This window comes from Pseudomonas sp. 22072 (assembly GCF_052046095.1).
In the GTDB taxonomy this organism is placed as follows: domain Bacteria; phylum Pseudomonadota; class Gammaproteobacteria; order Pseudomonadales; family Pseudomonadaceae; genus Aquipseudomonas; species Aquipseudomonas paracarnis.
Genome location: NZ_JBQEQE010000018.1, coordinates 56,706 through 76,486 on the forward strand (window position 1 = coordinate 56,706; position 19,781 = coordinate 76,486).

At 59.3% G+C, this 19,781-nt stretch carries 14 protein-coding genes; 2 read left to right on the plus strand and 12 right to left on the minus strand.

Features of this window, described 5'->3' with window-relative positions; all coding sequences use genetic code 11:
• The first annotated feature begins 349 nt into the window (after nt 1-349).
• Nucleotides 350-1,474, plus strand: coding sequence for a dimethylsulfone monooxygenase SfnG (gene sfnG, locus ACTJLA_RS18825; protein ID WP_314543926.1), 1,125 nt, complete (start codon nt 350-352; stop codon nt 1,472-1,474).
• 37 nt (nt 1,475-1,511) lie between these two features.
• On the opposite strand, the gene map is transcribed toward sfnG, so the two are convergent.
• Together map and ACTJLA_RS18835 are read right to left on the minus strand one after the other, a co-directional pair.
• Complete coding sequence (gene map, locus ACTJLA_RS18830) at nt 1,512-2,282, minus strand: type I methionyl aminopeptidase (RefSeq protein WP_313043269.1); 771 nt, start codon at nt 2,280-2,282, stop codon at nt 1,512-1,514.
• Nucleotides 2,282-2,482: a ParD-like family protein gene (locus ACTJLA_RS18835; RefSeq protein WP_003190946.1), complete on the minus strand. Its 201-nt coding sequence runs from the start codon at nt 2,480-2,482 to the stop codon at nt 2,282-2,284. Before ACTJLA_RS18835 ends, map begins: the two co-directional genes overlap by 1 nt.
• A 369-nt stretch (nt 2,483-2,851) precedes the next feature.
• Between ACTJLA_RS18835 and ACTJLA_RS18840 the strand changes: the two genes are divergently transcribed.
• The gene (locus ACTJLA_RS18840; RefSeq protein WP_054897458.1) at nt 2,852-3,121 is read left to right on the plus strand and encodes a DUF1652 domain-containing protein; all 270 of its coding nucleotides are present in this window, start codon (nt 2,852-2,854) and stop codon (nt 3,119-3,121) included.
• Nucleotides 3,122-3,191: 70 nt separating this feature from the next.
• Here ACTJLA_RS18840 and ACTJLA_RS18845 read toward each other — a convergent pair whose 3' ends face one another.
• The 10 genes from ACTJLA_RS18845 to ACTJLA_RS18890 all read right to left on the minus strand — a co-directional run bounded on the left by ACTJLA_RS18845 (nt 3,192) and on the right by ACTJLA_RS18890 (nt 19,515).
• Nucleotides 3,192-5,792, minus strand: a complete 2,601-nt coding sequence (locus ACTJLA_RS18845) for an autotransporter family protein (protein WP_259039078.1) — start codon at nt 5,790-5,792, stop codon at nt 3,192-3,194.
• Nucleotides 5,793-5,935: 143 nt separating this feature from the next.
• On the minus strand, nt 5,936-6,874 hold the full coding sequence (locus tag ACTJLA_RS18850) for a carbohydrate kinase family protein (protein ID WP_054897456.1): 939 nt from the start codon (nt 6,872-6,874) through the stop codon (nt 5,936-5,938).
• 12 nt (nt 6,875-6,886) lie between these two features.
• Complete coding sequence (xylB, locus tag ACTJLA_RS18855) at nt 6,887-8,368, minus strand: xylulokinase (RefSeq protein WP_089042609.1); 1,482 nt, start codon at nt 8,366-8,368, stop codon at nt 6,887-6,889.
• A gap of 138 nt (nt 8,369-8,506) precedes the next feature.
• Complete coding sequence (locus ACTJLA_RS18860) at nt 8,507-9,988, minus strand: mannitol dehydrogenase family protein (protein WP_314543911.1); 1,482 nt, start codon at nt 9,986-9,988, stop codon at nt 8,507-8,509.
• An 18-nt stretch (nt 9,989-10,006) separates the two neighbouring features.
• Nucleotides 10,007-11,110 (minus strand): ABC transporter ATP-binding protein, encoded by a 1,104-nt coding sequence (locus ACTJLA_RS18865; RefSeq protein ID WP_072447853.1) that lies wholly within the window; start codon nt 11,108-11,110, stop codon nt 10,007-10,009.
• A gap of 22 nt (nt 11,111-11,132) precedes the next feature.
• Nucleotides 11,133-11,963, minus strand: coding sequence for a carbohydrate ABC transporter permease (locus ACTJLA_RS18870; RefSeq protein ID WP_005788583.1), 831 nt, complete (start codon nt 11,961-11,963; stop codon nt 11,133-11,135).
• A 10-nt stretch (nt 11,964-11,973) separates the two neighbouring features.
• Complete coding sequence (locus tag ACTJLA_RS18875) at nt 11,974-12,864, minus strand: carbohydrate ABC transporter permease (RefSeq protein WP_014718700.1); 891 nt, start codon at nt 12,862-12,864, stop codon at nt 11,974-11,976.
• Nucleotides 12,865-12,998: 134 nt separating this feature from the next.
• Nucleotides 12,999-14,321 (minus strand): ABC transporter substrate-binding protein, encoded by a 1,323-nt coding sequence (locus ACTJLA_RS18880; RefSeq protein WP_440841854.1) that lies wholly within the window; start codon nt 14,319-14,321, stop codon nt 12,999-13,001.
• 434 nt (nt 14,322-14,755) lie between these two features.
• Entirely contained in the window at nt 14,756-15,190 is a 435-nt protein-coding gene (locus tag ACTJLA_RS18885; RefSeq protein ID WP_198791046.1) for a hypothetical protein, read from the minus strand.
• A 146-nt stretch (nt 15,191-15,336) separates the two neighbouring features.
• Nucleotides 15,337-19,515 carry a dermonecrotic toxin domain-containing protein gene (locus tag ACTJLA_RS18890; RefSeq protein ID WP_440841856.1) on the minus strand — a complete coding sequence of 1,393 codons (4,179 nt, stop codon included), beginning with the start codon at nt 19,513-19,515 and terminating at the stop codon, nt 15,337-15,339.
• Between the last annotated feature and the right edge of the window lie 266 nt (nt 19,516-19,781).

The window sequence follows — 19,781 nt, forward strand, 5'->3', positions numbered from 1 at the left end:
CATGGCGCGGGGCGGCTAAACCGGCATCCCTGCCGGTTTACCCCCCAAATCCCTGTCGAATTCCGGCCAGCGTGGTTTGATGGGGCGCCTAAGATCAAGATCAAAAGCAGAGCAAGAGCAAGAGCAAGAGCAAGAGCGACTCGCTTCGCATCGTGGATACGTTTGACGGCGCCGGTCGCCACTGTTGCTCCAGCAACAGCAGATCCACAAACTGCTGCGATCCCAGACACTGGCAAGCCATCGCTTCAATCCCCCTTTTTTCCGCAACCCCCAGGCTACGGGCATTTGCCTGCCCCTGGCACGCTTGCTGCGTAAGCCCTTGTAAATCCCCTGTACGAGGTACCGTCCGATGAGTCAGCAAGCCGTGAAATTTGCCTATTGGGTGCCCAACGTCAGCGGTGGGTTGGTCGTCAGCAAGATTGAACAACGCACCCACTGGGGTATTGATTACAACCGCAAACTGGCGCAACTGGCGGAGGCGGCGGGCTTTGAATATGGCTTGACGCAGATTCGCTTCACCGCAGGCTACGGCGCCGAGAACCAGCATGAGTCTGTGGCGTTCAGCCATGCGTTGCTGGCGGCGACCACCACCCTCAAGGTCATCGCGGCGATCCTGCCCGGGCCGTGGCAACCGGCGTTGGCGGCCAAGCAATTGGCGACCATCGACCAACTGACCAATGGCCGTATTGCGGTGAATATCGTCAGTGGCTGGTTCAAGGGCGAGTTCCAGGCCATTGGCGAGCATTGGTTGGAGCATGATGAGCGCTATCGGCGTTCCGAAGAGTTTATCCGTGCTCTCAAAGGCATCTGGACCCAGGACGATTTCACCTTCAAGGGCGATTTCTATCGGTTCAACCAATACACCCTCAAGCCCAAACCCCTGGGCCAGCCGGAAATCTTCCAGGGTGGCAGTTCGCGGGCGGCTCGGGACATGGCGGCGCGGGTGTCGGATTGGTATTTCACCAATGGCAACACGCCTGAAGGCGTCAAGGCCCAGGTCGATGATATTCGTGCCAAGGCCGCTGCCAACCACCATTCGGTGAAGGTGGGCGTGAACGCCTTTGTGATCGCCCGCGACACGGAAGAGGAGGCTCGGGCGGTGCTGGCGCAGATCATCGACCAAGCCGACCCGGAGGCGGTCAACGCCTTTGGTGACGCGGCCAGGCAAGCGGGCAAGGCGTCGCCGGAGGGCGAGGGGAACTGGGCCAAGTCCAGCTTTGAGGACCTGGTGCAATACAACGATGGCTTCAAGACCAACCTGATCGGCACGCCGCAGCAGATCGCCGAGCGCATCGTGGCACTCAAGGCCGTAGGTGTGGACTTGGTGCTGGCAGGCTTTCTGCACTTCCAGGAAGAAGTGGAGTATTTCGGCAAACGTGTATTGCCGCTGGTGCGCGAGCTTGAAGCCAAGGCCACTGTAGGAGCGAGCTCGCTCGCGAAAAACGTCAACGAAGAAGTGGGTAGCCTGGTTTAACGCGTAGTCCTTGAGGCCTTCGCGAGCAAGCTCGCTCCTACAGGGTGTGAAGGTTTTGAGGGGTTTGCAAGGTCAGCACTTCAAACCCGTCCGCCGTCACCGCCACGGTATGTTCCCATTGCGCCGATAGGCTGTTGTCCTTGGTGACCACCGTCCAGCCGTCTTTCAGGCTGCGGGTTTTGGCGCTGCCCTGGTTAAGCATCGGTTCGATGGTAAACACCATGCCTTCGCGCAGTTCCAGGCCGGTGCCAGGCCGGCCGAAGTGCAGAATTTGCGGTTCTTCGTGCATTTGCCGGCCGATGCCGTGGCCGCAGTATTCGCGCACCACGCTGTAGCCGTTGGCTTGCGCGTGGCTCTGGATGGCATGGCCGATATCGCCCAGGCGCGCGCCCGGCTTGACCTGGCGGATGCCGGCCCACATCGCCTCGAAGGTCATGTCCACCAGGCGCCTGGCCTTGGGCGTCACGTTGCCGATCATGTACATCTTGCTGGAGTCGGCGATGAAGCCGCCTTTTTCCAGGGTGATGTCGATGTTGATGATGTCGCCGTCCTTGAGGATTTGCTTGGCGCTGGGCATGCCGTGGCACACCACTTCGTTGATCGAGGTGTTGATGCAGAAGGGGTAGTCGTACTGCCCCAGGCTGGCAGGGCGGGCCTTGAGGTCGTTACGGATGAAGGCTTCGACGGCGCTGTCCAGCTCCAGGGTAGAGCGGCCGGCGGCGACGAAGCCGTCGAGCATGTCGAAGACTTGCGTCAACAGACGCCCGGCTTCACGCATTATGGCCAATTGTGCGGGAGTCTTGATCATCAGCTGCGCCCCCGGATCAGGTCGGGTTTGTCCAGCAACAACTTGTTGATCAGCTCGTTGTAGGGCAGGTGCGGGTTGAGTTCGGCGAGCAGGCCGATCTTGATCCAGAACTCGGCTTGGGCGTTGATGGAGCGGTCCATGGCGGCGCTGGCCAGGCGCAGTTGTTCGTGCAGCTGATCGGTGATCTTGACGATGCCCATAAGGTTCACTGTGTTTAATTGATATACGAATCGTATATGTTTCGTATGTTTATCGCAAGCCTCCTTCGGCTGAACGGTGATGGGTTGATTGGTTGCGATATGTTGCCGAAAAAAGGATTTCCACATAAACGCCGGTCCCCACGCTGCGGGTTAAACGTTTAATCGATGTAGTTCGACGATGATGCCAAACAGGTTGTCTTCTTTAATATGAGCAAGCGGTTTGCTTATGAGGAAAGGTTACAACCACCACAGTTTTTGCCGAGTAGGCTTACTGATTGAAAGCGTCTTCCAGGGTTGGCAAGACGTGGCAGGCAAGTGCCTGTCGGATACATATAACTGTTGGCAGTCTCAAAAAAGGAGAGGTTAGCCATGCTTTCAGAACTAGAGCTTCGCAGCATCATTGAAGGAAGTTTCCTGCCTAAACGGTGCGAATGCACCAAAGCCGAAGATGCCTCGTTGACGATCAAGGTCTACGACGACCGCGACCGGGACCGGGTGGATTTGGAAGTCAAAGGTATACACCCTGACAAGCTCGACAGCAGTCGAGCGATTTGCAACCTGATCACCGGGTTGCGTGAGGACCTCAAGCAAAGCCACGCACCGGTACTGCAACGAGCCGGCGCGCGCGGTTATTACTAGCGGATGCTTGAGTGTAAGTTGACCCCATGGGCCTGGTAGTTGCCAGGCCCAATGTTGACGTCCTTCCTGTTTACCAGCGCACTCTTACGCCGAGATTGCCACTGACACCCTCAAAGTTGTTGTCGTCCAGTTGGGTGCCATAGTTACCCTCCATATAAACGCTGAACGCGGATGACAATTGAGCTACAACACCGACACCAATATCAGCCGTGGAGGACTTGTGATCGCTCTTGATCCGGTCCACCTTGTCGAACGTCACCGTGTCGCTACCGCCGAAGGTGTGCCAGACATTCGCCCGTAGGTACGGCTCCACGGGTGTGTTGCTGACCAGATAGCGGCCCTTGAGGCGTGCGCCGATGCGGCCGGTCCAATACTCCTGGGAGTCGAAAGAGACCTTGGAAATGCCATCGTGCTGACTGTCCAGATCGATCTTCTGGCCGATGACTTGGGCCTGAGGTTCCATCTCCCAATGCTCGGACAGCCTGAACGGGTAGCCGGCCTCGGCGGATAACGCCAAGGCGTGGCCCTTGGTATCCATCTTCACCCCTCGGTCGGACTTGTTGTCGCCATCCAGGCGGGTACCCATGGCCACCAGGTCGACGTACCAGCCGGTCGGATCGGTGAGTGTCCAGTAAGCGCCGAAGTTGTCGCCGTCGAGTTTGACCCGCCCGGAGCGATGGTTCTGCCAGCCCATTGCAAAGCCCTTCACGTCGCCGCGCAGGCGGCTCTGGCCGATAAAGAGGCCAAGGCGTTGCGTCTGCCCGCCGCTGGTTTCGGCGGCGTAAAGGTCATGGCCAACCTGATAGCCCTTGACCGTGCCGTCAAAATTCGGCGCCACGGTGCCCGACCAGCTTTTGTTGAAATCACTGCCATAGGCGCGGCCCCAACCTGCCGGCACTGCACCGGTCTCGGTCAGCAGGCTTTGCTCGCCCTGGCGTTCATGGAAGGTGCCCAGAGCCTGCAACGTCATCAGTTGCGCAGCGGGGATGTCTACGGAGTAGACCGGAACTTCCAGGCGATACAGTGGAATCGGCGCGGCACCTGCCACGGCGGTAGGAAGCACAGGGTTACTCGCCGCCGATTGCGGCGACGTGGCCGCGGCGACTTGGCTGGGCGGTGGCGCGGCAGGCTCGATCGGGGGCTGCGGTTGCGCAGTGGGTGGTTCCACAGAAGGTTCATCCGAATCCACTACAGGTGGAGTGGCGGGTATCGGCGGCACCGGCACCACCACGGGCGGTGTCGGCGGTACGGGTGGGACCGCAGGCGGTTGTACGGCCACCACCGAGGAACGAAGGAACCAGCTGTTTTCTGTATTGGCGGTGGTGCCGCCCTTGAACAGCAGGTATTCATAAGCTCCGGCGGAGACCGAGCCCTTCAAGGCGAACGCATCGTTGGTGCTGACGGCGCCGTTGAGTGCCTGGACCACTTCGACACCGTTGTTCTGGGTCAGCCCGCCGATACCGCCGAGGTTGCTGACGCTCAATTGGGTGTGACCGCTGATGTTGCCGTCGGACACTACCAGCTTGTCGGTGGCAGAGTTTTCGTCGCCCAGTACGGTCTGCAGGTGCAACTGGCCGTTGTTGCCCACGTAGTTGCCATGCACCGTCAATACGCTGGTCGCGCTGTTGTCGGTGGTCATGTCGACAGTGCCGGCGTTGTTGAGCGTCGCCAGTTGTCCGGCGGTGTAGGGGCGGATGCTGCCTTGGGTCACGGCCAGGGCACTGCTGCCGTCGATGTTGAACGTGCCGGTATTGCTGCCACTGTCACCGAGGAAAAAATCCCCGGCCAGATTCAGGCGTGAGTGGTTGGTGAGGTTGACGGTCTCCCAGCCGATATAGCGGGCCGCAGTGCTGGATGTCGTTGTGTCGAAGGTCAATTGATCGTTGCCCAGGCCACCATCGACGGAGGGTGTGGTGGCCAGCAGGCTTTCATTCAAACCGCGCAGCAGGGCGGTGTCGTCACCATCGCCCATCAACACCGAGGACTTGATCTGCCCACCGTCAAGCCACCGGAAAGTGTCGTTGCCGACGCTGGCACGGATCTCACCACTGATCACGCCGCCACTCACGGTAATGCTGTCGTCACCACCGCTGGTGCTGATATTGCCGCCGATGCTGCCAGCGGAAATGATGATGGTGTCAGTATCAAAACCGGTGACCAGGTTGCCCAGGATGGCGCCTCCGGACATGTCATAAAGGTTCTTGTCCAGCTTCATATTCACTCGGCCAATGGTGCCACCGCTCTGGTAGGCCACATCGCCGTCCTCAAAGGCATCGACGATGGTACCTCCCTCCATCCTGAAGGTGTCGAGCCCATCGCCCTGGAACAGCGCCTGTATTTGCCCTCCGAGCATGACGAAGTCATCGATGCCAGCCCCTTGTTGCACCGCGCCGGTGATCTGCCCGGACTCTATGCGCACCGTATCCACGCCAGGGCCAAAGGTGACATTACCGTTGATGGTGCCGGTGCCGCCTGCGGGGAGGGTCAGATGGTTATCCCCGGAAAGGTCGGTAAGGCCGGGACTGCTGCCGCTGTCGCACGTATAGGTATCGTTACCGGTTCCCGGGGTGAGAACGCAGGCGGCATGAGAGGGTTGAGGGATCATGTACTGCAGTGAGATGAGGCCGACAGCTAAAACGGCCCGGGTCGAGAAACCACTGGGCTTTTGCATGGGTGTGTCCTGGGTTTGTTGTAATAACTGCTCCTGTTTTTGGGTTTAGCACAGTTTTCCAGTAGCGCAATTTTTTATGCATGGCGCGCAGGCCACGGAATACGTGGCCTGCGTGATGGCACTTTGAGTTTTGGCCGCTCAGCTCAAGCCAGTTGTTGACGATAGGGCAGGTCTGGGCCGGTCTTGCCGCAGGTCAGTGCGGCAGCCCGAATCGCGAAGCCCAGCATGGCGTCGATCTGCTCGCGACTGAGGCTTTGCAGCCCCTCAACCGAATCCAACTGCTGTTCCGTGAGCCACGCAATCAGCGCCGCCTGGAAGGTATCACCAGCGCCCACCGTATCGGCCATCACCACCTTGACCGCAGGTTGCGACCAGGTGCCATGTTGGCGGCTGTACACCGATGCACCGTCGCCACCACGGGTGAGGAACACCAGTTGGCAGCGGTGGTGTAGCCAACCTTGCAGCACGCTTTCCGGTGTCTGGTCGGGGTAGAGCAGGTGCAGGTCTTCGTCGCTGACCTTGATCAGGTCGGCGTGCTGCACCAGCTCTGCGACGCGTGCGCGCCACAGGTGAATATCGGGCTGCGGGTTAAGGCGCACGTTGGGGTCGAGGCTGATCAAGCGCTTGCCGCTTTCACGCTTGACCAGGCTGAGCAGTGTGTCACCAACCGGTTGCACCACCAGCGAAAACGAGCCCACATGCAGCCCGCGAATCTCGTCGCCCAAAGGTGGCAAGTGGGTCAGTTGCAATTGCCGGTCGGCACACCCTTCGCCGCGAAAGCTGTACTGCGGCGAGCCATTGGCGCCCACGGCTACCATCGCCAGGGTGGTCGGCGCGTCGAACTCAACCAGAAAGCGTTCGCTGATACCTTCGTCTTTCAGTACTTGCTGCAAGCGCCGTCCAAGGTAATCGGTGGACAGGCCGGCGAAGAACCCCGACTCGATCCCCAGGCGGCGCAAACCCACCGCGACGTTGAACGGCGAGCCACCGGCAATCGCCTTGTAATTGAGCTTGGCGGCCTGCCCGCTGGCATCCTCCTCGCTGAAGAAATCAAACAGCGCTTCACCACACACCAGATACATAGTTGCTCGCTCTTAAAGGGTTGCCACGTGCTGTTGATAACGCTGATACGCCTGTTGATAGGCACTGACATTGGCGGCCACGGGTAAGGTGCGGCTGGCCGGGTCAATGCTCACGCATTTGTCGCACAGGCTGGCCAGCGGTTCGCCGCTCTGGCACCACGCCGCCTGGATCGCCGCGCCCAGGGCGGCAGCCTCGCTCTGTTCGGTACACACCACTTCGGTGTGCATGATATCGGCGACCATCTGCCGCCACAGCGGGCTTTTCGAGCCGCCACCGATCAGGCGGATGCTCTGGCTTTGCAGGCCGGTCTGGCGCAGCAGGTCCAGGCCATAACGCAGGCCGAAGGTGGTGCCTTCGACCACCGCGCGGCACAGGTTGGCGCGGGTCAGGTTGGTCATGGTCAGGCCCTGCAGGCTGCCGGTGGCGTGGGGCAGGGCGGGTACGCGTTCGCCGTTGAGGAACGGCAGCATGCTCACGCCATCGGCGCCGATGGGTGCCTGTTCGACCAGGGCGTTGAAGGTGTCGAGGTCCAGTTCGAACAGCTCGCGAATCACCCCGGTGGCGTTAGTCAGATTCATGGTGCAGATCAGCGGCAGCCAACCGCCGCTGGAGGAGCAGAAGGTCGCCACCGAGGCTTGGGGGCTGACGTTTGGCTGGTCGGCAAAGGCATACACGGTGCCCGACGAGCCCAGGCTCATGGTGATCACGCCGGGGGCGATATTGCCGGTGCCAATGGCGCCCATCATATTGTCACCGCCACCACTGGACACCACCGCGTCGGGGTTGATGCCCAGGCGCTCGGCAATGGCCGGGAGGATCGTGCCCACCGCTTGGTCGGCCTCGATCAGTGTCGGCAAAGCGGCTTGCAGGCGGCCACTGGGGTCGATGTGCTGGAGCAACGCCACATCCCATTCCCGGCGGCGCACGTTGAAGTAACCGGTACCCGACGCATCGCCATACTCGGCGCAGGCGCGGCCGGTGAGCCAGTAGTTGAGGTAGTCGTGGGGCAGCAGGATATGGGCAATGCGCGCGAAGACTTCCGGGTGCTGTTCACGGGTCCAGAGCAGCTTGGACACCGTGTAGCCTGGTGCGATGGCCACGCCCAGGCGCTCCAGAGAGCCGCGTTCGCCGCCCAGATGGTGCAGCAGCCGGTCGTTCTCTGGCGTGGTTTCGGTGTCGCACCACAGCTTGGCCGGGCGCAGCACTTGGCCTTGATCATCCAGCAACACCAGGCCGTGTTGCTGGCCGGATACGCCGATGCCGAGGATGTCCTGGCCATCCACGCCGGCCTGTTGCAGGGCGCGATGGGTGGCAGCGGTGAAGGCGTCCAGCCATTCCTGGGTGTGTTGTTCACGACGGCCATTGGCGCCGCTGATCAAGGTGTGCGCCGCGGCGCCCAGGCCCAGCACCTTGCCGCTGGACGCATCGAGGACGATGGCCTTGGTGCCCTGGGTGCCGCAGTCGATGCCGAGGTAGAGGTTTTGCTGGGTCATGATGGAGTGCTCAGCAGTCTTATTGTTGGATTGAAAATACGGTCAATGTGGGAGCTGGCTTGCCTGCGATAGCGGTCTGGCAGTCACCGCAGGGTTGACTGGACCACCGCTCTCGCAGGCAAGCCAGCTCCCACATGTTTAATCCGGTTTGTTCAGGAGGTTTTGCAGTGTGGCTGTGACGCCTTTGTCGCGCAGGCTTTCGTAGCAACGTTCGAACGCTGCCACAAACGCCGTCGACTTGGGAATAGCCGTGCCAAAAATCTCTTCCACCCCCAGCAACCGCTGGCTGATCAGCGCGTCATCGCTCACCAGCTCCTGGCAGAACGCTGCCCGTGGGTCCGGGATGCTGTAGTGCGCGCCGTTTTCATCCACGCCTTTCAAATACAGCGCCCAGGCCGCCACCACCAGGGCGGCACGGTCCGTGTCGCGGCCGTCGGCAATCAGGCGGTTGATGGTCGGCACGGTGAACTTGGGAAACTTCGATGAACCATCGGAGCATACGCGCTCCAACTGGTCGGCAATCGCCTGGTTGGAAAAGCGATCCACCAGGGTCTGCTTGTATTCGGTCAGGTCGATACCAGGTACCGGCGCCAGGTTCGGCGTGACGTCCAGGTCCATGTAGGCGCGCATATACGCCACGAACAGGGGGTCGTTCATGGTCTCGTGAACGAACCGGTAGCCCTTGAGGAACCCCAGGTACGTGAGGGCCAGGTGGCTGCCGTTGAGCAGGCCGATCTTCATTTCTTCATAAGGCGTGACGTCATCGGTGAACTGCACGCCGACCTTTTCCCAGGCCGGGCGGCCGTTGACGAATTTGTCTTCCAGCACCCACTGCACAAACGGCTCGCACACCACCGGCCAGGCATCGTCGATCCCGTGCTGGTCGTGCAGTTGCAGGCGGTGGGCGGTGCTGGTCATTGGCGTGATGCGGTCAACCATGGCATTCGGGAAGCTCACGTTGGCCTTGATCCAGTCATGCAGGGCCGCGTCGTGCAGGGCGGCGAAGGCCAGCAAGGCCTTGCGGGTGACGGCGCCGTTGTGAGGCAGGTTATCGCAGGACATCACCGTAAAGGCCGGGGTGCCAGCGGCGCGGCGCTGGGTGAGCGCAGCGCAGATAAAGCCGAACACGGTTTTCGGCACTCTCGGGTGCGCCAGGTCATGCTGGATCTGCGGCAGGTGGGCCATGAACTCGCCGTTGCTGTCGTCGATGCAGTAACCGCCTTCGGTGATGGTCAGCGAGACGATGCGGATCTGGGGGATGGCAAGTTTATCGATCAGCGCCTGGGCGCCGTCTTCGGCCAGCAGCATGTCGCTGATCGAGCCGATCACGCGCACTTGCGTGTCGTCGGTGTCGCCCAGTTCATACAGGGTGAACAAATAATCCTGGCCGGCCAAGTCATCGCGGGCCTTGCGGTCTTCACTGCGCAGGCCGACGCCGCAGATGCCCCAGCCCAGGCCCTCGCCGGTGTTCATCAGGGCATCGGTGTAGAACGCCTGGTGCGCACGGTGGAAACCGCCGACGCCAATGTGCGCGATGCCCTGGCGGATATCGGCAAGCGCGTAGGTCGGCACCTGCACTTCGGGCGCCAGTTGGGTAAGGTTGGTTTTATTCAATTTCATCTGGAAATACTCACGGAATCAGGCGGCAGCGCGCAGTGGACGGGCCACGGCTACGCCATCGGTGTCGAACAGATGGCAGTGCGCCGGGTCCAGGTGCAACTGCAGCGTTTCGCCGTATTGGCTGGCCATGTCGCCACGGATACGCATGGTCAGCGGTTCGCCGTTGCGGGTGATGACGTGGCAGAAGGTGTCGCTGCCCAGGCGCTCGCCAACGTCAGCGGTCACGGTCAGGGTGGTTTGCCCTGGCGCGGCGATTTCCAGATGTTCCGGGCGAATGCCCAGGGTTACCGCGCTGCCCACGCTCAGGGTGGCGCCGCTCAACGGCAGGCTGATCAGGGTGCCGGCGTCCAGTTGCACCTCGCAGCCTTGGCTGTCGACGCGGATGACCTGGCCCTTGAGGAAACCCATCTTCGGCGTGCCGAGAAAACCGGCCACAAACAGGTTGGCTGGCTGGTGGTACAGCTCCAGCGGCGAGCCGACCTGTTCGATGCGCCCACTGTTGAGCACCACCACCTTGTCGGCCAGGGTCATGGCTTCGACCTGGTCGTGGGTCACGTAGATCATGGTCGCTTGCAGTTCTTTATGCAGGCGCGCCAGCTCCAGGCGCATCTGCACGCGCAGTGCGGCGTCGAGGTTGGACAGCGGTTCGTCGAACAGGAAAATCTTCGGATTACGCACAATCGCTCGGCCAATCGCCACGCGCTGGCGCTGGCCACCCGAGAGTTGCTTGGGCTTGCGCTCCAGCAAAGGCCCCAGCTCAAGGATGCGTGCCGCTTCGCTGACTTTGCTCTCGACCAGCTTCTTGTCGACACCCGCCAGGTCCAGGGCAAACGACATGTTCTTGCGCACGCTCATGTGCGGGTACAGCGCGTAGGTCTGGAACACCATGGCCAGGTCGCGCTTGGCCGGGGTGACTTCGGTGATGTCGCGGCCATCGAGTTCGATGGTGCCGTCGCTGACCTCTTCCAGGCCGGCGATCAGGCGCAGCAGGGTGGATTTGCCACAGCCCGACGGGCCGACGAACACCACGAATTCCTTGTCGTTCACTTCCAGGTCGATGCCCTTGATGATGGAAAAACCTTCGAAGCCTTTTTGCAGATTCTTGATTTTCAGGTTGGCCATGATGGGCCTCCTTTTCGAATTATTATTTGACGGCGCCAAAGGACAAACCGCGTACCAACTGCTTCTGGCTGATCCAGCCAAAGATCAGGATCGGCGCGCAGGCCAGGGTCGAGACGGCGGACAGCTTGGCCCAGAACAAGCCTTCGGGGCTGGAGTAGGAGGCGATCAAGGCGGTCAACGGCGCGGCGCTGGAGGAGGTCAGGTTCAGCGACCAGAACGCCTCGTTCCAGCACAGGATCAACGACAGCAGTACCGTGGACGCCAGGCCACCCTTGGCGATTGGCAGCAGCACGCGCACCATTTCCTGCCACAGGGTGGCGCCGTCCAGGCGGGCGGCTTCGAGGATGTCCTTGGGGATGTCCTTGAAGTAGGTGTACACCATCCACACCACAATCGGCAGGTTGATCAGGGTGTAGATGATGATCAGCGCAATGCGCGTATCCAACAGGCCAAAGCTCTTGGCCAGCAGGTAGATCGGCATCAGTACGCCCACCGGCGGCAGCATCTTGGTGGACAGCATCCACAGCAGCGTGCCCTTGGTGCGCTGGGTTTCGTAGAACGCCATAGAGTAGGCGGCCGGTACCGAAATCAGCAGGCACAGGGCGGTGGCGCTGAACGAAATCACCACCGAGTTCCAGGCGTAGGCAAAGTAGTTGCTGCGCTCGTTGATGTGCAGGTAGTTCTCCAGCGTCGGCGTGAAGATGAACTGCGGCGGCGTGGCGAAGGCGTCGATTTCGGTCTTGAAACTGGTCAGCACCATCCAGAAGATCGGGAAGAAAATCAGGATCGCAATGGCCCAGGCCAGCGTGCCGAGCAACAGGCTTTGCAGGCGGCGGGATTGTTGAAGCGTCATGGCGCGGCCCTCAAGGCTTGTCAGTCAGGTTTTTGCCGATCATCCGCACCAGGATGATCGCCGCGATATTGGCGATGACCACGGCAATCAAGCCGCCGGCGGAGGCCATGCCCACGTCGAACTGCACCAGCGCCTGGTTGTAGATCAGGTAGGCGAGGTTGGTCGAGGCGTAGCCGGGGCCACCGTTGGTGGTGGTGAAGATTTCGGCGAACACCGAGAGCAGGAAAATGGTTTCGATCATCACCACCACGGCAATCGGGCGGGCCAGGTGGGGCAGGGTCAGGTGCCAGAAAATCGCAATGGCGCCGGCACCGTCCAGGCGTGCCGCTTCCTTTTGCTCTTGGTCTAGCGACTGCATCGCGGTCATCAGCAGCAGGATCGCAAAGGGCAGCCATTGCCACGACACAATGATGATGATCGACAGCAGCGGGTAATGCGCCAGCCAGTCCACCGGTTCGGCGCCGAAGAACTTCCACACGGCGGCGAGAATCCCCGACACCGGGTGGAAAATCAGGTTCTTCCAGATCAACGCGCCGACGGTGGGCATGATGAAGAACGGCGAAATCAGCATCACCCTCACGATGCCGCGCCCCAGGAACTCACTGGCCTCCAGCAACGCACTGATCAACACGCCGAACACCACGCTGATCAGCAATACGCTGCCTACCAGCAATAGGGTATTGGTGGCGCCAGGCAGGAACCCCGAGTCGGTGATGAAGTAGCTGAAGTTTTCCAGCCCCACGAACTGGTTTTCGCCGGGGTAGAGCAGGTTGTAGCGGATCAGCGAAAAGTACAGGGTCATGCCCAGCGGCACGATCATCCACAGCAGCAGCAAGGCCACCGAGGGGCTGACGAGAAACCAGCCGGGGTTGGCCAGGCGGTTTTTGGTGGGTGTATTCATGATAATCAAGGCCAGATAGAGACAGGTGCGCAAAAGCCCTGTAGGAGCGAGCTTGCTCGCGAAAAAGGTACATCCGACACCGCGATGTGCTTGGAATACCTTCGCGAGCAAGCTCGCTCCTACAGGCTATGGGGTTACTTGGGGTAACCAGCCCGCTTCATTTCCCGCTCGGTGGTGGTCTGCGCGGCGGTCAATGCAGCCTCGACGGTCTGCTGACCGGTCAGCGCACCCGAGAAGAACTTGCCCACCTGGGTACCAATCGCCTGGAATTCAGGAATGGTCACCAACTGGATACCGATATACGGCACCGGTTTCTCGGTCGGCTTGGTGGGGTCGGCCACTTTCAGCGATTCCAGCGTCACCTTGGCGAACGGCGCGGCCTTCATGTACTCCTCGCTGTAGGTCGAGGTGCGTGTGCCCGGTGGTACGTTGGCGATGCCATCGGTCTTGGCCACAAGTTGGCCGTATTCCTTGGAGGTGGCCCAACTGGTGAATACCTTGGCGGCATCCTTGGCTTTGGAGCTGGTCGGGATCGCCAGGCTCCAGGAATACAGCCATGACGTGCCCTTGTCGGTCTTCTCGTGGGGCGCAAACGTGAAGCCGACATGCTCGGCGACCTTGCTCTGGCTCTTGTCGGTAACAAACGAGCCCGCCACGCTGGCATCCACCCAGATCGCGCACTTGCCGCTGTTGAACAGTGCCAGGTTCTCGTTGAAGCCGTTGCTGGAAGCACCCGGCGGGCCGGATTTCTTCATGTTGTCGACGTAGAAATTCAGCGCGTTCTTCCACTCGGGGCCGTTGAATTCCGGCTGCCACTTCTCATCGAACCAGCGCGCGCCGAAGCCGTTGGCCAGTGTGGTGATCAGCGCCATGTTCTCACCCCAACCGGCTTTGCCGCGCAGGCACAGGCCATATTGTTCTTTGGACTTGTCGGTGAGCTTGGCGGCGAATTCGCCGATCTGGCTCCAGGTCGGGTGCTCAGGCATGCTCAGCCCGGCGTCCTTGAACAGGTCGGTGCGGTAATAGGTGATCGAGCTTTCGGCGTAGAACGGCAGGGCATACAAGGAGCCTTTGACGGACAAACCGTCACGCACCGAAGGGAACACGTCATCAAGGTCATAGAAAGCCGGCAGGTCTTTCATCGGCTCCAGCCAACCCTTGGCGCCCCACAGTGCGGCTTCGTACATGCCGATGGTCAATACATCGAACTGCCCGCCCTGGGTAGCGATGTCGGTAGTCAGCCGTTGGCGCAACACGTTTTCTTCGAGCACCACCCAGTTCAGCTTGATCTCCGGGTGCTCGGCCTCGAAGGTTTTCGAGAGCTTCTGCATGCGGATCATGTCGCTGTTGTTGACGGTGGCAATGGTCAGGGTTTGCGCGCCAAGGCTGACGGCGCTGAGGGTCATGCATGCAGTCATGCAAGAACAGGCAAGCAGGGTTTTTACTGTGAACTTCATCGCGCACTCCATTTCCGCGCCCAGGGGGCTACAGAAGGACGGTTATTGTTGTTGTGTCTTCCTACAAGGAGTCAGGAAGAGTGTGCGTTGATTACAGCCTTCAAAAGCGGCGGTGACAAATCCTTGGGAGCACTGGGACTGATACTTTTTTGCACTGAGAATCTTCGAGCGCGGATCAGGCACCCGAAGAGGGGTAATGCCTATTTGCTATTTATAGGCACTCCCCAGCCAAACGGCTGACGATGTATCCGATACAAAGCCTTCCAGCGCAGGCCCATAACCTGCCTGTGCTTTCGCGTCATAGGCATACCAGCTACCGTTCTGGCATACCGCATTGAGTTCGACCGGCTCGTTGGCTCCGGAGCGCAGAATGCCTTGCGCCATATTGGCCTGCTGAGCAAATTGCTCGCCCAGTTTGCGTGGTGAACAGACCGTCAGGGGTGTATGGGTGCTTTAGTGGTTTTTTTTCGAACGGGCCCCAGCACGCTGATGCTCTCGATCACCATTTTCCGGTTGGAGTCAAATTTGAAGCTTACCCACACCTCGCCAGTCGCCGTGGACCTGATGTAGAACCGATAAAGGCTTGGCTTTTCGACTGATATGTCGTTGAGCCGTCCTGTTCCTTCCGGATGAGCGACGATGAGTGTTTCACCGGCTTGTTCGCCGCGCAGCCTGATGACCACTTCAACGTCGGCGGCCCCGGTCAGCGCTTTGCCCCAGTCTCTATTGACCGATGTCGAGAACCAGCGACTTTGTTTGTCGTAATTGTCGATATGTATCTGGCCTTCGCCGGTCCAGCCGAAGGTCTCTCCGGGTATTTCAAAGCGGCTGAACTCATTGATTGCACGAGGGGTGGCTGTTTTCTTCATGACGGGGCTCCAATGGACTATTCACAGAGCCAGAGTTCACAATCGCCGTGATCCAGGGAACTGTCACATCTACCAGTTCAGACGGGTGGGCGCTTGCTCAAGCCAGGCTCTGCTCAGTCAACGGGTGCGCCGCCCTGCGCGCGGGCTCATAACCTCAAAGCTCGCGAGCTGGCGGAGGCGGGGGGAGTAAAGATTTTCCACTCATGGTCATGGGGTCGACGTGGGTTGGGGAGCTTTTCCAAAATCCAATACCTGTCCTTCATGACTTCGAACTGTGTGACAGTACCGACGGGGGCCTTCACGGGAACGTTCAAGCGTTTGGATAACTCTTCAGCGAAACCTGTACTGCCGGATTTACTACTGATCATTCTGATTTGGGTAGCGCTGGTTTTTTCCAGCATGGGCGCGATCAGTCCAACGAACGCTTCGGGTGAATAAGACTGCGCATTTTTCAATTCGCTTTTGAAGGTCACTCCACCTTTGTCGCCATGCCCAATGATGTTTAATCGGATTTCATTACTGCCCGCTGGTCGATCCAGGAAGTACTCATACTGGCCGTCTTCAGAGGGGGTAAAGGCAATACTGTTTTTGATTTTTTCAGGCTCGGGTAGATCCTTGAAATCCTTGTACTCACCCAGGGCGTTGAGTTCTTTCGAGGGGCTTTGAATTTCGGCAGGGGCCGCACTTGTTCGTTTCTTGGACGAGCCGAAGCGCTTGGGCCGGTAATCGACTTCGATCTCCTCCCAAAGAGGTTTTTTAATAGTGCCCCAGTTAACATTTACTTTTTTGCCACTCTGTTTTTCCACGTGGGTAAATATATCAACGTCTTTCAGTTGTTTGTTTAACTCCATCTCTGCCAATTCGATAATGTCGGCTTTAGAAAATCTTGGGTACTTTGCCTTGTATTTTGCAAGGGCAGTTTTGTAGATATCCTCAGGATCTATGTCCGCATTGGATTTGTAGCCCACGACTACCGAGCCTTCATAACCCTTGACCGGCACGCCAGTAAGCGCGTGCAGTTGTGATGCCAGTGAGTTATCACCGCCCTTGGCGGAGTAACAGACCAGCAAACGCACTTCCGGATAGTCCCTGATATCAATGCCACGGGCGACAAGTTCATTATAAACGTCTTCAGCAGTAAGGAGTTTTTCATCCTCCCCGACAATCATCGCTCCTTGCTCGCCTTCAGGCTTGGCCGCGTGACCGACGATATTCAAGCGTTTAACTTCCTCACCTTTACGATTGTAAGTATCTACATTGGTCTGGATCTCACCGTCCACAGGTGTGATCTTTTCCAGCGGGCCTCCCATTCGAAAGCGTTGTGGCGGCGGGGTAAGGCGTGCATCGCCGTCGATCAATACGCTGGTGTTGGTTGCCGACCTGTTTGAGGTGACGGCTGAAGGCTCCGACAATGAGCGCTCCTTGAACTGGGCGAGCAACGTCGTCAGGTTGACCAGCAGGTCCGTCAGGGCCGCCTCTTTATTTTGCGCGTCATCATCGAGCAGGACGCCCAGGTCATTGATTATGCCCTGGGACTGCATCATCAAGCCGAGCATGGCACCGGGCCCGCGCAATACTGGCAGGACAGAATTGAGCAACAGGAAACCGCCTTCCTTGAGGCTCGCCCAGCGGCTTTGTGCGTCGGATGTCGATTGCTGTCCGGCCAAGGTGATCAAGCTGCGGGCGTTGGCTTCGTACAGGTGGTTTATCAATGTTCCCGCCTGCAGCGTCTGTTGCAGGCGGGTATCCATGGCCAAGGGAATAGTTTTGTTCATCGGGACAGAGCCCAGGTTTAAACCGAATATCACCAGGTTTGGATGTTTGAAACCGTTGCCACTGTAGGTGTTGCGGGTCTGTTCGTCAGGCAACCAGGCGAGGATGTCGTTTTGCAGCTTGCCTTTGTTCTGTATGGCTTCCAGCAGCGCCTGGCGGGTTGGAAACTGCATCAACGACGCATCGCCCATCAGGGGGCGGTACAGGATGTGCGGGCCGTTCGTGCTGTCCTTGGGTTCGATCAGATAGGCGCCTTCGACCACATCGGTTTTCCCATTGGCCCGGTTATCGAACGCCAGCGGTCGGATCACGATTTCTTGGCCATCAACGATCCTGGGGCCAGGGCCTGGCTTGAATAGCTCCTGGACGTAGCGAAAACCTGTGGTGTTGAAACCGGACTCTGCCTTGATGCTCAGTTCCAGCGCCTTGAACTGCAGCTCCAGCGGTACCTGCTGAGCGAACAGTGCCTGGCGCCGGGCTTTTTCGGTTGGGTCGTCAAGCAGTTTTTTCCTCAGCAAGTCAGGGTAGGTTTTGCCGATATCAAGGTCGTCGACCAACTGCTTGAGTACGCCTTCTTTCTCCAGCTCCGGCACCCTGACTTTGAAGTCAGAGCCTTTATACTTGAGCCCTGTATTGTAAAAGACCTCAATCTGGCCGCTGGGTAATCCTGACAAGTTATTGAGGAGCATGTCTGTCAGGCTCATGGTTTGGCGGACGATTTCCCCGGCGGTACCCTGTGCCCCATAAGCGACTTTGAAGACCACCTCGAGTTTAGCCGCGGGGTGCGCCGTGAGTTTTTTGCTTCTGGGCAAAAAGTCGAATTGCTGCTGGGCGAACGTGTGGATGTCCTTGATATCGCTGTTGTAGCTGCGGCCTTCGTTCAGTTGGTTGAAGCTGGCCAGTCCCAGGCTGAGTTCATGCATGATGAAACGCTCGGCCTCGCCTGCGTTGCTCATCCAGTCGGGCAGTGTGGGCGGCTCCTGCACCGAACTGTCCGGGCCACGTGGGGAGGCAGGGGAAATCAGACTGCTGCCGAGATGCCGATTGATGAGGACGTCGGCTTGGCCATCGAACAGGTTGCCGGTCATCTCTTCCTTTGGACCGCCGAGGCTTTCGAGCTCATCCCAACTGTTGAATGGAGTGATTTTGCCGCTGGGCTCCACCAGCAGCAGGATGTCGCGATTGGCTTGCGCCAGGTAGCGATGAACCACCATGTTCGGTGTGGCGTCGGCCAGGCTGTAGACGGTGGCGCCCGATGAGTTGGGGTCAAGTGGGGCGGGGCGCGTGGCGCCTTCGGGATGCCTCACGACCATGTCGATGGTCTTGCGCTGTTCATCATCCAGGCCGGATTGTTTAAGGCTGGCCAGTTGCAGGTTGCTTTTCAGAATGCGGCTGACCAACGTCCGGTGACTGCCGCTGAAAACGGCACCGGTATCAATGCCCGTGTTGAACGCAGGTTTGGCCCAGTACTCACGCAAATTTGCCTCATAGGCCTGGTTCAGTCGGTCTGGCAGCGCACCCATGACGCCGCTCAGAGCTGAAAAGTCGAGGTCTAGCGGAGTGTCGGCAGCGGTGCCTGTGCGTGCCAGTCGATCGGGACGCGTGTCAAACGCCCTGGCGGAATCGAGGAAGTCTGGGGCGTCACCGCCAGTCAGGTAGTCGAAGGCAAGTGCCATCAATTGTGTGCGCTTGGGTTTGGAGGGATTGTCCGGATCGGGCGTTTCAATGGCAATCTGGTTGATGTCGAAATCCAGCCCTGGAGAGGCTTCCTTCAGCCTGTCGCTGAGCACTCGAGCGACCACCGAGTAAACGTTGGGCTCACCGGCAAACTGGCGACGGGCAATATCTGCGACGGGGTCAGTGGTGGCGCTCGAGGTTCCGATCGGTGTGGTGGCCGGTTCTGCGCTGCCGGGCGGCGCCGGCGGCTGCACGACGTCCGGGCGTTGTGCCTGGGGGAACTTGCCAGGCTCAAGCATGACCTGCAGCGCAAGGTTCTGTATGGCTTCATCCCGCATATGCCTGACGTGCTGAACGTCCTGTCGGTGGGGCCGCGCAGCATTGCCTTCAGGAGCAAGTAGCGATGGGAATGTCTTGATATCCTGCAACACCCGGATTTGCTCGAGTGCCTCGGCCTTCGTCGTCGGAACCCTCATGGCGTAAAAAGCACCGACGGCATGGGTGGTGGCGGTGTGTTCGCCGATATACACAATCGGGACGTTGTTCGTAGAGAGTTTGCGCACAACCTCGAAGACGTTGACAGCGGCTTCCTCGAAGCCATCGTCGTATTTGGAAAAACTGCTGCGTTCGCCGTTAATGGTGCCATCCAGAAATCCGGAAGGCGTTAGTTTCAGGTTTGAAATGTTGATGTTGTTATTCTTCGCAAACGTCGCGAACGGCTCGTTTTTGAGTGCGTGCGTCAGCTGTGACCAAAGCTGCCCGAATGTTGAGTGAGTTGGAATGTCATGGACTGTGCCGAAGGAAGACGGCATGTAACGGCTGGTAGCGTGTACATTGACCTCCTCCATCAAAGCGGTGGCGAGTTTATCTGCCATGTCCGCGTCAGCCTGACTCACCAACGGCTCGGCTGTGTTTCGGCCTTCCAGGGTCACTACACCGGCCGATGGGCTGCGTGGGGTCCGAATCAAGCTGGTTTGTGCGCCCACTGTTGCAGGGGATGGAGGCAAATTTCGGGGCGGGGTGGGTAAGGGCGAGTGCGTTGCAATAATGCTCATGGGGGCCTCATGGGTACGATAAGAAAGCGCGTGGTCAGCAACTGACTTGTAGCTTTTTGGTCATACACAGGGAGGCGTTCCGCCCC